Genomic DNA, 17056 nt, shown 5'->3' with positions numbered 1-17056 from the left:
TAATTGCTAGTTGCTGGTGAGATAAAGCAATAATATTCAGCCCATTAATAGAAAAATTTAAAGATAATTCCGTCGAAGTACTTAAATAAAGTTAAATTATGAAAACGAAAATGTATTTGTCCGTTGCTGTTCTGGTTCTGGCGCTTTTAGGCGCTTGCCAGAGTACGGAAAAAAAAGAAAAAGTAAACCTGGCGGGTAATGGCCCCATGCCGGTAAAAGTAATGCCCCTCCAGAAAACAACCCACCAGGAAGCTATTCCGGTTTCCGGCCAATTTACGACCAACGACGAAGCCGTACTTTCCTTTAAAACCGGCGGTGTCGTGCAGAACATCCTGGTAAAGGAAGGCGAATCCGTCCGGAAAGGTCAACTATTAGCCACTTTAAACTTAACCGAAATAGAAGCCCAGGTTACCCAGGCCAAACTCGGGTTAGAAAAAGCCCAGCGCGATTTTAACCGGGCTGAAAATTTATTCCGCGACAGCGTGTACACCCTGGAGCAATTTCAGAATACCAAAACTGCTTTAGAATTAGCGCAGCAGCAACTGAAAGCCGCTCAGTTTAACCAGAGCTATTCCAATATTAGAGCCGTAGAAAATGGCATTGTGCTGAAAAAGTTTGTGAATCCGGGTCAGGTAGTGCAGCCTGGCGACCCTATTTTGCAGACGAACGGAGCAGGTACCAGCAACTGGATTTTAAAAGTAGGCGTGAGCGATAAAGAATGGGCCCGGATTAAACTTCAGGACAAAGCTACTATCGAAACTGATGCCGCTCCCCAGGGTAAATTAACGGGTTTTGTCAGCAATAAATCGGCGGGAGCCGACCCAGCAACCGGTTCTTTTGAGATAGAAATTAAGCTTGCGACTAAAGAGCAGCAAAAAGTAGCAGCCGGCATGTTTGGCAAAGCTATTATTTACCCCAGCACTCCCGCTCCGTTATGGCAAATTCCTTACGAGGCTTTGCTGGACGGAAATGCCGATAAAGGTTTTGTATTTGTAACTACGGATAATAAAACGGCTCGCAAAATTCCGGTTACTATTGCTGCTATTCAAAATCAAAACTTACTTATCAGCCAGGGCTTGGAAAACGTACCGAGCCTTATTGTATCCGGCAGTGCCTACCTTACCGATAATACTCCCATCGCCATTATTAAATAAATTGCCATGAAAATATCCGAATACGCCGTTAAAAACTACCAGTTTACGCTGGTACTCTTTCTCATGGCCATTGTGGTCGGCATCACAACCTTGCTCACCATGCCGCGATCCGAAGATCCCGAAATTAAAGCCCCGCAATTCCCGATTGTAATTATTTACCCAGGAACGAGTCCGCAGGATTTAGAAGATTTGGTGGTAGAACCTTTGGAGAAAAAAATTACGGAACTGGAAGATATTAAACGCATTCGAACTTCTATCAACGACGGGGTAGCGGTGCTGAACGTCGAATACAAATACGAGAGCAACGTAAACGATAAATACCAGGAACTGGTGCGCGAAGTAAACGGCATGCGCAGTGAATTGCCCGCTGATATTTTCAGCATCGAGGTAAATAAAGTGCTGCCTTCGGATGTAAATATTTTGCAATTAGCCCTGGTTTCGGAAAATGCTTCCCGGGAAGCATTGCAAAAGCAAGCCGAAGACTTACAGGACCAACTGGAAAAAGTTACGGCCCTGAAAAACGTAGAAATTGCCGGTTTGCCGGAGCAGATTGTGCGCGTAGACCTGCACTTAGAAAAAATTGCCCAGATGCATATTCCGCTGTCGGCCATTACCGGGAGTTTGCAAAGCGAAATGGCTAATATTCCGGGAGGTAGCGTAGAAGCGGGAAATAAGTCGTTTAACATTAAAACCAGTGGCAATTATCAATCGCCCGCTGAAATTGCCCAAACCATTGTATTCAGCCAGAATGGCAAAAATATCCTGCTGCAAGACGTGGCGCAGGTGCACACCGATTACGAAGAAAACAAACACATCACCCGCTTGAACGGGCACCGAAGCGTGTATATTACCGCGGCTCAAAAACCTGGCTTTAATATTTCGGAAACTCAAAAAAAATACTTGCCGGTAATCGAGAAATTTAAGCAACAACTCCCCCAAAACATCGACCTGGTGCATAATTTCGACCAGGCCGAAAACGTAAATAAGCGCTTGGGTGGCTTAGGCATTGACTTTATTATTGCTATTCTGCTGGTAGCCATTACCCTCTTACCATTAGGTGGTCGCGCCGCTCTGATTGTGATGATTTCCATTCCGCTTTCGTTGGCTATTGGTTTAGTAATGCTGAATTTGCTGGGCTATAATTTAAACCAGTTGAGTATTGTGGGTTTAGTAGTGGCGCTGGGCTTGCTCGTGGACGATAGTATTGTGGTCGTGGAAAATATTGAACGCTGGTTGCGCGATGGCTACTCCCGTTTGGAGGCTACCCTGCTGGCAACGAAGCAAATCGGACTGGCCGTGGTGGGCTGTACCGCTACGCTCATTATTGCCTTTATGCCCCTGGTGTTTTTGCCCGAAGGAGCCGGTGATTTTATCCGGAGTTTACCCATGGCGGTTATTGCCTGCGTATTAGCTTCCATGGTAGTATCGCTCACCATTATCCCATTTCTAGCGAGCCGGATTTTAAAACAGCACGAAGGCCACGTAGCCGGAAACCTGTTCTTACGCGCCTTGCAGAAAGGTATTCATCAAACGTACGCGCCTTTACTAAACCGGGCGCTCGACCGGCCGGTAATTACCTTGGTGATAACTGCAATAATTTTCATCAGTTCTTTGCAGCTTTTGCCCGCCATTGGGTTCAGTTTATTTCCAGCTTCGGAAAAACCGCAGTTTTTGATAAATATTCGCACGCCGCTGCAAACCAATACTACTAAAACCGATGAAGTTACCCGCTACGTGGAAAATGAATTACAGCAACAGCCGGATGTGGCCTATTTCTCGACCAACGTGGGGAAAGGTAATCCGCGCATTTACTATAATGTTATTCCGGAAAACGAACGCACCGATTTTGCCCAGATTTTTGTGCAGCTAGATGAAGAAACCGGAGCCGACGAGAAGCTACAAATTATCCAAACTTTACGGGAAAAGTTTTTAACCTACGCCGGCGCCAAAATCGAAGTGAAAAATTTTGAACAAGGCCCGCCTATTGTAGCGCCAGTGGAAGTACGGCTGGAAGGCGATAACCTGGATACGCTCCGCCAACTGGCCAGCCGGGTAGAAGTATTGCTGAAAAATACCAAGGGCACTATTTACGTGGATAACCCAGTCAGTAACCTAAAATCTGACATTAAAGTGGCCATTAACAAAGAAAAAGCGAGTCAGTTGGGTATTCCCACGGTAAACATCGACCGCACCGTGCGCATGGCGGTAGCGGGCTTAACCGTCGGTAATTTCTCCGACGAAAACGGCGACGACCATGCCATTGTCCTGACGGTCCCGAAAGCCGAACGGGCCACCTTGGCGGTAATGGAAAACTTATTTGTAAATAATGCCGCCGGCGTGGCCATTCCACTCAATCAAGTGGCTGATTTTAAACTGGAAGCCTCGCCGGTGGTCATCAATCACCAGGATAAAACCCGGGTAGTATCGGTGAGCGCTTTTCTGCAAAAAGATTTTCTGGCCGATAACGTCATCAGTGAGGTAATGGGGCAAATGGATAAGCTAAAATTACCCGATGGCTACCGCTACGTCATGGGTGGGGAAGTAGAATCCCGGAATGAATCGTTTGGTGGTTTCGGTACGGTAATTATTGCCACCGTATTCTTATTCGTTGCCGTACTGATTCTGGAATTTAAGACCTTTAAAAGTACCTTAATTGTATTATCGGTTATTCCGCTGGGTATTGTGGGCGCCGTAATAGCTCTGTGGCTGACGGGTAATTCGCTCTCCTTCGTGGCCATTATTGGTTTAATTGCCCTGGCCGGAATAGAAGTAAAAAACTCTATTTTGTTGGTCGATTTTACTAATCAGTTACGCGAAGAAGGCCGGTCCTTAGAAGAAGCTATCCGGGAAGCCGGCGAATTGCGGTTCTTGCCCATTATTCTAACTTCTTTAACCGCTATTGGCGGTTTATTACCCATTGCCATTTCGCCCAACCCGCTGATTGCGCCTTTAGCGATTGTATTAATTGGTGGCCTGGTAAGCTCGACTTTACTTTCCCGAGTAGTTACGCCGGTTATTTATAAGCTTATTCCGCCGAAAGTAAAAACAAAGCAGGTTTTACAGTATAGCTGATTTGTCTGAATCGCGGATTAAACGGATAACACTGATTTCGCAGATTATTGTCTGAACCTTGATTTATTTGATTAAAGGATTGCCAAGATTATAGTTAAATTAGAGAGCGGATGATTTAGAAAGGTGAGATGAACTTGGAATGGTTACTGTGTTTTGGGAAAACAATTCTTCCGGAAAGAAATCACCCCTGCCCTTCCTCAATTGAGGAAGGGCGTTTTTTACTACTACTCTCCAAGCTTTACCTTCTGATTCTGACAATTTATAATCCGTGAAATCCGTGAAATCTGCGCTTCCGACGAACAATCACAGTAATCCTTAAATCCTATACATCATGATTCAGACAGGTAAATCATAGCTTCAATACATTCACCCATCCACTCCTTCACTCGTTGCGCAAGGCATCTACTGGGTTAGCCACGGCTGCTTTTATGGCCTGGAAGCCGATGGTAATTACGGCAATAGCTATGGAACCAAACCCTGCTACCGCAAATACCCACCAACCTATATCAATGCGGTAGGCAAAATTCTGTAACCAAATATGCATGCAGTACCAGGCAACCGGCGAAGCCAGAAGAATAGCCACTAGTACTAATCTTACAAAGTCTTTTGATAAAAGTAAAGTAATCTGATTTATACTGGCGCCTAATACTTTCCGGACACCTATCTCTTTCCGGCGCCGCTCGGCGGCGTAGGCGGCTAAACCAAACAAACCCAGGCAAGAAACAAAAATGGTAATGAAGGTAAAAATCCAGAGCAGGGTTTTCAGACTTTCCTCGGCTTTATACATGATGGCAAAACTTTGGTCCAGGAAAGTGTATTCCAGCGGATAATCGGGCGTAAACCGGTTCCAGACTTTTTTTACCTGGTTAACGGTTGCTCCAATATCGGCCGATTTAAGTTTTACAGCTACCTTCCAGTAGGCTTGCGGATAAATATGCAAAACGGCTGGTTCTACTTTATCATACAAACTTTTGTAATGAAAGTCTTTTACCACGCCAATAATTTGTCCTTTCTTAATAAGGTCTGGCTTTCGCCAGGTAGGCCACAGCAGCGTATGCCCTAAGGCTTGCTCGGGAGTAGAAAAGCCAAGCTCTTTCGCCGCAGTTTCGTTAATAATGTAAGCAGCAGCGGTATCGGTTTTGTATTCCCGTGAAAAATCCCGACCAGCCAATAACTGCAGACCTAAAGTTTTAATATAATCAAAATCTACCATCACCTGGGTGGCTTTTACTGATTTTTGTTCTCCGCGCAGCGGCATTGTTATAATGCCATCGCCAAACATATCACCCGGAAAGCCATAACCTACTGATGCGGCCGTAACACCTGGCACTTGCAATAATTCATTTTTAAAGGTTTCGTAATTTTTTGTCAAATTATCCCCCTGCATCGGGAAAAACATAATTTCTTCTTTGTTAAACCCTAAGTCTTTCTGGTGGAGGTAATTTACCTGGGTTATTACTACCAGAGCACTAATAATTAGTAAAACCGATAAAGTAAATTGCACTACTACCAACCCGTGCCGCAGCCACGAAATTTTACCCGGCCCGACATCCGCCAAGGCAGTTCCTTTTAATACTTTTAACGGCTGAAAACCGGATAAAACCAAAGCCGGGTAAAAACCCGCTAAAAGCCCAAGCGCCAGCGTTAAGCCGACAGATAGAAGTATTATAAAAGGGTTGCTTAGAGGGGTAAACTGGATTTGCTTGGTCGTAAAGTTATTCAGCCAGGGAAGCGCCAGGTAAGTAACAGCAATAGAAATAGCCACACTAACAAAAGTAAGCAGCAGCGTTTCGCCGATAAACTGCGCGAATAGTTGTGAGCGGCTTGCTCCAATGGCTTTGCGCACGCCTACCTCTTTTGCCCGCTGCAGCGACTTGGCAGTAGCCAGGTTAATAAAATTAAAGCAGGCAATCAGTAAAATAAAAACAGCAATAAGGCTTAAGGCGCGCACGTACGTTATATTGCCTCTGGCGGCTATATCATATTTAAAAGCGGCAGAATATAAATGAATCTGATGCAAAGGTTGCAAAAGGGGCAGATAAGTGGCCTGTTTATCCGTTAAGAAGGAGCGGGTATAATCCTGAAATTTGCGTTCTAAGATAGAGCTATTGGCTCCTTTTTTAAGTTTTACGTAATTCTGGAAAGAATACCAGCCCCAGCTTTTTAACTGCTCGTCGGGCAAACCGGATGCGGCTAAAGGCAAAATATACATTGCCGGTAAATGAAATTTGGGATTGTTTTGAAACACTCCCGTTACCCGAAATAAATCTTTGTCTAATCTAATCTCTTTACCTACTGGATTTTCGGAGCCAAAGTATTTTTGGGCCATGGAATGAGAAATAACAATGGCGTTAGGGGCAGCCAAGGCCTTAACGGCCGAACCATACGTAAATGAAAGCGGAAAGAAATCAAAAAAAGTAGGCTCCGCAAATACTCCTCCCTCTTCGTACAATTCTTTACTACCGGTTTGAAAGAGAACTTTAGAGGGAATATTTAATAGGCGCAGGGTTTGCTCTACTTCCGGAAAATTCTGCTTCAAGGCAGTCGCAAACATGGGTGGCGTAGTAGCAATGTTACTAGTGCCCTCGTTATTGGTAATTTTATAATACAAGCGGTAAATCCGGTCTCCTTCCGGAATAAATTTGTCAAATTGCTTTTCATCGCGCACAAATAAACCAATCAGCAAACACGCCGTAAGGCCCAGCGTTAGTCCGGCAATGTTGATAAACGAAAATCCTTTGTGTTTTAAAAGATGCCGCAGAGCTACTTTAAAATAGTTGTAAAACATAGTGGTAGCAGTTTTTAGATTAATTATGAATGAGTGAATGATGGTGCCGATCATTACCGGTTCAATTAATTAGGAAGCAATAATATGGAAGAGTCAGAAACAAAATCTTAATTCTGATTTAGTTAAAATTCACCTATTCTCTCATTTATCCATTTACTCACTCCGCAACGAATTCACCGGATTAGTCAAGGCAGTTTTTATCGCCTGCAAACTAATGGTAAGCAGTGCCAGCACCAACACTAATAAGGCGGGTACTACGAACAACCAAGCACTTACCGGAATGCGGAAAGAGTAATTTTGCAGCCAGCTTTGCATTCCCCAATAAGCCAGCGGCCAGGCCAAAAAATTTGCCAGTAAAACCAGTTTCAGAAAGTCTTTCGAGAGCAACGAGACAATACTGAAAACCGAAGCGCCCAGTACTTTGCGGATGCCCATTTCTTTGGTGCGCTGGGTGGTGGTAAATAAACATAAACCGAACAAGCCCAGGCAGGCTACAAAAATTGCCAGACCCGTAAACAAACTAAAAACCTGACCAAATTGCTTGTCGGTTTGGTATTGCTGATTAAAAAACTCATCAAGAAAAAAATATTCAAAAGGGCTGCCGGGAAACAGATTTTTGTAGGTGGTTTCGATGCGAGCAATGGTTTGGCTGATGTTAGTACTATTTACTTTTAAAGCGTAGTGCGTAACAGCCCCGGCATTTTCAGAAATTAAAAATATGAGCGGCGTATAGGTTTCTTTTAGCGAACGCTGGTGAAAGTCGCGGATAACGCCTACTACTTGGTTTTTAAAATTTTTACCACTGCCATTTCGCATGTAAATAGCCTGCCCAATTGCTGCCTCCGGGTTATTAAACCCACAAGCTTGTACGGCCGCTTCGTTGAGCATAATTGGGGTTACTTGGTGAGCGGCCATGTTCCTGGCCTTTTCCGGTGAAACTTCTTCTCCCGCTATAACCCGCAAATTAAACTGACGGATAAATTCGGGGCTAACAGCTATAGTTGGACGGTTAACAGCTACTTTATCCGGTGCACTAGGGCTGTTAAAATAATGGGGCGTCCAATCGATGGCAATACCAGGCACATTGGAGGTTGCGGCTATTCCGGTTACGCCGGGATAACGGCTTATCTCTGATTTAAAGGTTTGGTTTCTTTGGTAAAAAGCTTGTTCTTGTTCCAGCGTTTCCCGTCGGGCTTGCGGGGCCGCAATCACTAAAGTATGGGAAATATCAATGCCCAAATCTTTGCTGCGCATGTAATTGAATTGCCGGTAAACCGTGAAAGTGCCGGCCATTAAAGTAATTGAAGCCACAAACTGAAATAGTACCAACGACTGCCGGAGCGTAAGGCCTTGTCTTAAGGGGCTTATCCGCCCTTTTAATACTTGCACCGGCTGATAAGCCGAAAGAATCAGGGCCGGATATAACCCCGAAAGCAAAGCACCTACCCATAATAGCCCCAGAAAAGCGCCCACAAACCAGTACTGCTGCCCTAAGTGAAAAGAAGCGGGTATGCCCACTAGCTGGCTAAACCCAGGCAAGGAAATTTGCATCAGCCCCAAAGCCAGGGCACCGCTAATTAAATTAAGTAATAAAGATTCTAGGAAAAACTGCCGGATTAAGTGTACCCGCTGCGAACCCAAAACTTTCCGGATGCCTACTTCTTTGGCCCTTTCGGTAGCTCGGGCGGTAGCCAGATTAATGTAGTTTACATACGCAATAAGCAGAATGAGTCCCGCAATAAAAGTCAGGAACCACACCATTTTGCCGTTCCCGCTCCCGGGTACTTCTGTGGCTAAGTGGGAATATAAGTGAATATGGGTTAAGGCTTGTAAAGAAAGTATTTGTTTGGGCAGGGATTTTCCGGTTGGCTCCGCCTGGTTTTGCCGCCCAAATCTGGTTAATTTATTTTCTAAATTAGCTACATTCGTGTTTGGCGCTAACAAAACGTAGGTGTAAGCCGACCAGGTAGGAGGTCCGCCTTCCTGCCCGGTAACCTGGCGCGAAACCAGGAAATTAAATTTTAAATGCGAATTGGCCGGCACATTCCGGCACACTCCTCGCACGGTAACTTTATAATGATGCCCTTGGTTATGGTTATCGAGCGTAAGCGTTTTTCCCAGCGGGTTTTGAGGGCCAAAATATTTTTTGGCGGTTTGTTCGGTAATAATTACGGTATTAGGCTCATCTAACACTCCAGCGGAACCTTTGATGAGCGGAAAGGTAAACAAACGCAAAAAAGCCGCATCCACAAAAAGTAAATCCGACTCGTTAAAAGATCGTTGTTGGTCATTGGTTTCTACGGTAGATACCACTCCCCCCAACCAGGGAGCGGCTCGGGTAACTTCTTTTATTTCGGGAAAGGCTGCTTGCAGGGCGGGGCCGAGTTCGGGGGGAGTTTGGGCGCTCTTTTCGGTTGGCTCCCCCGCCGTATACTGCTCCAGTTGCAAGCGGTAAATCTGATTACTATTTACATGAAACCGGTCATAACTCCACTCAAAACTCGTGTACCGCAAAATGAGCAAACACGCCGTCATGCCCAAGGCTAAACCAAAAAGATTGATTCCCGATAAAAACTTGTTCCGCCACAGCGTACGAAAAGCTACTTTAAGAAAATTGTACCACATGGCTTTATAGTTTTAATAAAATAACCTTACTCACTCCGCAATGCCTTTACGGGGTTGGTAATGGCGGCTTTTATAGATTCGTAACTCACAGTTAAGGCGGCAATCAGAAAAGCAGTAAGGCAAGCTGCCAACAAAATAATCCAGTTCAACTCAATGCGGTAGACATAATTCTCGAGCCAGCTATTCATGGCCCACCACGAAAGCGGAACAGCAACGATGATTGCAAGGAGCAGCAGCCTGATAAAATTCTTTCCTAGCAGGTACACAATATCTAAAATAGAAGCACCCAGCACTTTGCGTACGCCAATTTCTTTGGTGCGCTGTTCGGCCATAAAAGCGGATAAACCATACAAGCCTAGGCAGGAAATAAGGATAGCCCAAACAGCAAACACATTAAAAAAAGTACCCATGCGTTGCTCCGTGCGGTAGAGGTTGGCGATATCCTGGTCGAGGAAGTTATAGGTAAAAGGATAACTGGGGTTCAATGCTTGGTCAATTTTTTCTAAAGCTTTAATCGTAGCCTGTGTATTACTAGGTGTTGTTCTTATTACTACTTTCCCGCCTCCTTGGTTGAACCGTAAAACTAATGGTTCAATGGCCCGCTGCATGGGTTTAAAGTTAAAATCTTGCACTACCCCGATGATAGTGCCTTTGGTTTCCTGATAAGTAAGCGGCTTGCCGATGGCCGTGGTTCTATCCATTCCCATAACGCGCAAGGCCGTTTCATTGACGATGTAGTTGGCCGTATCGGATTTTAATGCTTTCGAAAAGCTTCGGCCACTCAACAACTTCATCCTAAAAACCGAAATAAAATTTTCGTCTACCTTTATCTCTGGAAAAAGTGGTTGCGAGGCCGGATCTTTCCCTTCCCAATACACCGTTACGGTGCCATTAGTTAGGTTGGTAGGTAAATCAGATATAATGGTGTAATGACTGGTAAGTGGATTTTGTTTTAACTCCACCTCTAAGGCCTGCTGCTTACTCCATAGCTCGCCGGTCATGGGTAGGTAAAGCAAGTTTTCTTTATCAAAGCCCAGATGCTTATCATGAATAAACTGTAATTGCTTATACACTACGGCAGTACCTACCAGAAGCACGATAGAAATCACAAATTGGGTCACCACCAGAGCATTGCGGAAAAGCACGTTGCTAGTGCCTATTTTGCCTCCCTTTAATACCTTTATTGATTGAAAATTAGATAGAAACAAGGCTGGATAACTGCCGGAAAGTAGCCCGGTGGCTAGCGCAATGCCCAGCAAAGTAAAGAGCAGTTTAACATCCCAAAACTTAATCGTCAGGTTTTTATCCGCTAAATGGTTAAATACTGGCAATAATCCCCAAACTAGCCCAATTGCCAATAGCAGTGCCAATCCGGAAATAATAGTAGATTCACTCAGAAATTGCCCGATTAGTTGGTTCCGACGGGCTCCAATAACTTTACGTAAACCTACTTCTTTAGCCCGGCGGGCAGAACGTGCGGTAGCCAGATTCATGAAATTAATACAAGCTACTACTAGAATAAAGAAAGCTACTATTGAAAATATACGCACGTACTGGATACTACCGTTACCAGGGAATTCGAGCAGTAAATTAGAATGTAAATGAATGCTGGTAATAGGCTGCAATTGAAAATCTATCTTTATCTCCTTATTGTTAGCTAAGAAAATTTGGGAAATGCGTTGATTCAGCTTTTGCAAAGATACTGCTCCTGAAACTGCATTTTTCTGGAGCTGCACATAGGTATAAAAATCAAAATTATTCCAATTACTTACTTTTAAATCGTAATTAGTGCGAGCTAGAAAAGACATCGGTAAAATAAAATCAAACTGCAAATGCGAGTTAGTCGGTACGTTAGCCAAAACACCCGTTACCACAAAATTATCCTGATTGTCTTTGCGGATCATCTGACCGAGTGCCTTCGTTTTGCCGAAATATTTTTGGGCTGTGGCTTCCGTAATTATTATTCCATCCGGGCGCAGCAACGCGGTTTTTGGATCACCTTGCAGGAGCGGAAAAGAAAACATTTCCAGGAAAGTAGCATCGGCAAAAATCACGTCCTTTTCTTCGAACTTACGATTTGCTACCTCAAATAAATTAGTAGAACGCCATAACCGCACGGTATTTTCTACTTCGGGCATTTGGGCCTTTAGAGCTGGTGCCATCGGAACTACACTGGTAGCCGCCTTAATATCGGGCATACTGCAAGTAATGCGATAAAGCTGGTCGGCGTGCGTGTGAAACCGGTCGTAACTTAGCTCGTCCTGCACCCAGATTAAGATCAGAATGCTGCAAGCCATACTAACAGCTAAACCAAAAATATTAATAAAAGAATAAGCTTTTTGCCGGAATAAGTTGCGCAACGCAATTTTAAAATAACTATACCACATGGTTGTAAAATTTTAAATTGTTAGAGCCCAAGTTTAGAAAATCCGGCATTACTCACTGCGCAAAGCATCAACCGGGTTCGCTACTGCGGCTTTAATGGCCTGAAAGCTGATAGTAACGAAAGCAATTAGTAATGCTGCCCCGCCCGCCAGCGCGAATAATTGCCACGAAATAGGCGTGCGGTACGTAAAATTTTGCAGCCATTGGTTCATGCCCCACCAGGCCAGGGGCCAGGCAATCACATTAGCCAGCAATACCAATTTTAAAAAATCTACAGAAAGCAGGGAAACAATATTCGTAACGGTAGCGCCCAGTACTTTGCGCACCCCAATTTCTTTGGTGCGTTGCTGCGCGGTAAAAGCCATTAAACCAAACAAACCCAAGCAACTGATAAAAATAGCCACCCCGGCAAAAGCTTTAAACAAGCGCAGCATTTTTTCGTCCTGCTCGTAGTATTGGGCCAGCTTTTCGTCGACGAATTGGTAATCGAACACTTTTTCCGGAAAAGTCTGCTGCCACTGCTGCTTTACTACCTGAATGGTTTGGGCAATGTTCTGGGTGCTGATTTTCAGACTTAAAGTTTGGTACCGGTCGGTACGGGTGCTCATGATAACGGGCGCAATTTCGTCGTGCAGCGAGGAGTTAGTAAAATCTTTTACCACCCCCACAATGGGTAAAGCGGGCTGGCCGTAAAAACGAATGGTTTTACCGATGGCTTGCGCTGGATGCACAAGGCCCACTTTCCGGAGGAACGTTTCGTTTACCACTAACTCCCGCATGGTATCGGCGGGCTGGTATTTTCGGCCGGCGATTAATTGCAAGCCATACGTCCGGAAGTAAGCCGTATCGGCCAGTTTTACCTGCGGCTCCAGGTACGCCGGTAAGCTTTTATTATCAAATTGTTCGATGCCCCGGCTCGAGTTAAAGTCGATATCGGCGGGTAAGGCCCTGCTGTAACTGGCCTGCTGAATAAGAGGGTTTTGTAATAGTTGGTCTTTAAAGGCGCGAAATTTTAGTTGACTCAAACTATCGCTATCCATCCGTAAAAAAATTAAGGCGTCTTTTTGAAAACCCAGGTCCTGGTTTTGCACAAAATTCATCTGATTGATAATCAGAATCGTTCCGACAATGAGAACCTGCGAAATACTAAACTGCACCACCACCAAAGCTTTGCGCAACGAAATACCGCCCACGGTTTGCGTAATACCCCTGCTTTTTAAAGCCAATACCGGTTGAAAACCCGATAATACCAAAGCCGGATACGTGCCGGCGAGCAAGGTAACCAAGCCCATTACGCCGAGTACAAAAAACAAAATCTCCCCGGAAAAAAGCGAGAGACTTTCCGGTAATTTTAATAATTGTTTCAGCCACGGAAAACTTTGGTAAGCCAGCCCGATGGCCAGTGCCATGGCCACTAAAATCACCAGACCGGTTTCGGTTAATAACTGGCGAAACAATTGCCAGCGGCTGCCCCCCAATACTTTGCGCACGCCAATTTCTTTCGAACGTTTCGCGGCCAAAGCGGTAGCTAAGTTTATAAAGTTTACGCAGGCCATCAGAATAAGAAAAACGCCGATGCCCGCAAATAACCACAAAGTCTGGCGCGTAACCGTAGAACCGGTAAAAGTGCCGTATTCTTGGTTAAAGTGCAGATCCGCTAAGGGCTGGAGCGTAGGATGAGTAATTTTAGGAGGAGCCACGTTTTTATCGTGCGCAGCGGTGAGCAGTTGCTGAAACCGGCCGGCCGATACGTTTTCCGGTAAGGCCACAAAACACTGAAAGTCGCTGTCGATGCCGTTCCAGCCTTTGTTTTTGATAGAAGGTTGCAACGTAGCAAACGAGACCAATACTTTTAAAGGAAAATTAGAATTAACGGGCGGGTTCCGCAAAATGCCCACTACTTGTAAGGTTTTATCATCAATTTGAATAAACTTACCAACTGCCGTTGGCCAACTGCCGAAATACTGCTCGGCCGCTTGTTGGGTAAGCACTACCTGGTTGGGCGCCGATAAAGTGGTTTGGGGATTGCCCCGCAGAAAAGAAAAATTAAAAATTTTAAAAAATTCCGGCTCCAGAAAAAATACCCCCACGTCTTCCCGGAACATTTTGGGCGTCGCGTTTTTTTGCTCGTTTAGTACGGTAACCTGACTGCCCCCGTAATGCGATAATTGCGTTACTTTTACTTCGGGAAAGTCGGTGCGCAAAACGGCCGGAAAGGGCACGTGTACGCCCGACTGATGGCCGGTATGGTCGTCGAATCGTAGTTCCGTGACCACCCGGAAAATGCGTTCCGGATGCGCATGAAACTGATCAAAACTGCTTTCAAACCGCACGAAAACCCAGATGAGCAAGGCGCAGGCTAACCCCACGGCCAAACCCACCACGTTGAGCAAGGTATAATACCGGTGGCGAAGTAAGTTCCGGGTTCCGACGAGAAAGTGCGTATAAAACATAGCTGCAACAATTAAAAGGTTCTAAGTTCTTATTCTTACTCGTTGCGCAACGCATCTACCGGGTTGGCTAAAGCAATTTTAATAGTCTGCGTACTCACCGTTAGCAAGGCAATCATTAAAATAATAATGGCCGGAATAACAAATATCCAAGCGGTAAGCGGGATGCGGAAAGCGTAATTCTGCAGCCAGGAGTACATGCCCCACCAGGCCAGCGGTAAAGCCAGAACATTCGCTATCAGAATTAACTTTATGTAATCTTTAGATAATAAAAACAGAATACTGCTCAGGGACGCGCCCAGTACTTTGCGGATACCAATCTCTTTGGTGCGTTGCACAATGGTAAAGAAAGCCAGCCCAAATAAGCCCAAACAGGCCAATAAAATGGCGATACCCGAGAAAAAAGTAAAAATGAGGTTCAATTGCTGGTCTGCCCGGTACTGCTGGTCAAACTTGTCGTCGAGGAAAAAATAAGAAAAAGCTTTACCCGGATAAAGAGTCTGCCAGGTAGCTTCCACCTTTTTTAGCGCTCCGGGTATATTCGGGCTATTTAGGCGCAGGGCTATATAGTTGTTAGTATACGGGTAGTACCGAAATATTAAAGGGATAAAGGCATTTTTTAAGGAATGATGGTGATAGTTTTTAACCACTCCAACTATAATGGAGTAGGGCATTTTATCATCCGTTTTAAATGTAGTGCGCTTACCTATTGCTTCGGCAGCAGTTTGGTAGCCTAGTAGCCGGACCGATTCTTCGTTTACAATAATTTCGTTTTGATTTTGGCGATCCGCCAGAAAATTACGGCCGGCAATGATTTCTAAATCCAGGACAGGAATAAAGTCGGCATCAATAGCAAAATGATAGTACGTATAACCGGTTTGCCCACTCGAAGTGCCGTAGGGCATTATACTCGTAGAATTTAAATCGTTTACGTCTAAGCCCGGTAACGATCCGACATTAGAAACCATTTTTATTTCCGGGTTACGCAACAGCTCATTTTTAAAGCTTGCTCCGAGATTTCGACTAAGCGAATCAGGACCTAAGGCTTGCGGCGCCCGCACGACCAGCACTTGGTTTAGGTTCATGCCTAAATCCTGTTGCCGCATAAAAGAAATCTGCCGGTGAATGGTAAATGCGGCCACTATAACCAGAATGGTGGCCGCAAACTGCCCTATTACTAAGCCTTTTCGTAGCCAAAGGCCATGAACGGAGTGGCTGAATTTGCCTTTTAAAACATTTACCGTTTTAAAAGCGGCCAGCACAAACGCCGGATAAATACCCGACAGCAAAGAACCAACTAATAATAAGCCGCAAAAAATACCCCAGAAAACCGCATCCGAGAAACTAGTGAGCGGAATACCGGTTACGACGCGAAAAGCTACTAATCCCTGGCTTAGTAAACCCAAGGTAAACAAAGCCGCTAGCGCATTTACCACGAAAGATTCCAGCATAAACTGCTTTACTAAACTAAGCCGGGAAGAGCCAATTACTTTCCGGATGCCTACTTCTTTGGCCCGCCCCACGGCTCGGGCCGTAGCTAAATTCACGTAATTAATCCAGGCAATTATTATAATAATAAAGGCAATACCCAGCAGGAAATATACGGTTCCGGCGTTTCCGTTTTCTTCGGGTTCGTAGCTCTTATGCGAATACAAATGAATACTTTTAAGCGGCTCCGCAACAACTATTTCGGCCTTTAACCGTTTTTTCGAAAAAGTAAATAATTTCTGATTAAAAGCCTGTAATTGAGTATTTGGCGCTAGCAGCAAATAAGTATAATCGTTGTTAGATTCCCAACTATCAAAAGATTCGCCCCATTGTTTCAGGGTTGGAAACGCGATTAAAATATCAAACTTCAGGTGCGTATTGGGCGGCACATCGGCGATTACGCCCGCAATAATCAGATTATTCTTTTCGGTGTACCGGGAAAGCTGCAGCAATTTTCCGAGCACGTTAGTGTGCCCAAAATACTTTTTAGCGGTGGATTCGGTAATAACTACCTGGAACGGGGCGGATAAGGCAGTAGCCGGGTCGCCGTAGATAAATGAGTGAGTAAACACCTTAAAAACAGAAGGGTCGGCTACATATACCCGGTTCTCGATGAACGAACGGCCCGGAGTGCCGAATTCTTTGCCGAAATATTCGTGCATCCGGACAAATTCCCGGACTTCGGGCATTTCGGCTTTTAAAGTCGGGCCTAAAGGCCGGTACGTTTCCGCATCGGTAACTACAAATTCAGAACCCTTGTAAGAATCAAGCGTTACGCGGTAAACGTTAGTTGCGTTTTTATGAAAATCTTCGTAGCTCCATTCGTGCCGGACATACTGCACAATGAGCAGACAAGCCGCCATGCCCACGGCCAACCCAAAGATGTTGATGAACGAAAACAGTTTGTGCCGCAGCAAGTTCCGGAAAGCAATTTTTAAATAATTGTACCACATAGCTTTACTTGTTTTACGTCAGAACCAGCATGTATAAAATTTAAGCATTTTCCTGTTTAGCAGAAATCCAAAATAAGACCTTTAAAAAGAAGAGAAAACCAGGGGCGTATTCCCGTGGTTTTCCTTGTTGCCGATAAATTA

At 44.8% G+C, this 17056-nt stretch carries 7 protein-coding genes; 2 read left to right on the top strand and 5 right to left on the bottom strand.

The window, feature by feature from the left end; all coding sequences use genetic code 11:
* The first annotated feature begins 98 nt into the window (after positions 1-98).
* Positions 99-1154, top strand: coding sequence for an efflux RND transporter periplasmic adaptor subunit (locus AHMF7605_RS17035; RefSeq protein WP_106931261.1), 1056 nt, complete (start codon positions 99-101; stop codon positions 1152-1154).
* A gap of 6 nt (positions 1155-1160) precedes the next feature.
* Entirely contained in the window at positions 1161-4226 is a 3066-nt protein-coding gene (locus tag AHMF7605_RS17030) for an efflux RND transporter permease subunit (protein WP_106931260.1), read from the top strand.
* Positions 4227-4608: 382 nt separating this feature from the next.
* Here the strand turns inward: AHMF7605_RS17030 and AHMF7605_RS17025 are convergent, their stop codons facing one another.
* The 5 genes from AHMF7605_RS17025 to AHMF7605_RS17005 all read right to left on the bottom strand — a co-directional run bounded on the left by AHMF7605_RS17025 (position 4609) and on the right by AHMF7605_RS17005 (position 16915).
* The gene (locus AHMF7605_RS17025) at positions 4609-7014 is read right to left on the bottom strand and encodes an ABC transporter permease (RefSeq protein WP_106931259.1); all 2406 of its coding nucleotides are present in this window, start codon (positions 7012-7014) and stop codon (positions 4609-4611) included.
* A 153-nt stretch (positions 7015-7167) separates the two neighbouring features.
* The gene (locus AHMF7605_RS17020; protein WP_106931258.1) at positions 7168-9639 is read right to left on the bottom strand and encodes an ABC transporter permease; all 2472 of its coding nucleotides are present in this window, start codon (positions 9637-9639) and stop codon (positions 7168-7170) included.
* Positions 9640-9665: 26 nt separating this feature from the next.
* Entirely contained in the window at positions 9666-12026 is a 2361-nt protein-coding gene (locus tag AHMF7605_RS17015; RefSeq protein ID WP_106931257.1) for an ABC transporter permease, read from the bottom strand.
* Between the two features lie 48 nt (positions 12027-12074).
* Complete coding sequence (locus AHMF7605_RS17010) at positions 12075-14477, bottom strand: ABC transporter permease (protein ID WP_106931256.1); 2403 nt, start codon at positions 14475-14477, stop codon at positions 12075-12077.
* A 35-nt stretch (positions 14478-14512) separates the two neighbouring features.
* Entirely contained in the window at positions 14513-16915 is a 2403-nt protein-coding gene (locus AHMF7605_RS17005) for an ABC transporter permease (RefSeq protein WP_106931255.1), read from the bottom strand.
* Positions 16916-17056 lie beyond the last annotated feature (141 nt).

Source organism: Adhaeribacter arboris (genome assembly GCF_003023845.1).
Classification (GTDB): domain Bacteria; phylum Bacteroidota; class Bacteroidia; order Cytophagales; family Hymenobacteraceae; genus Adhaeribacter; species Adhaeribacter arboris.
The sequence above is the reverse complement of the archived record's forward strand: the minus strand, read 5'-3'. Positions and strand labels throughout refer to the sequence as shown.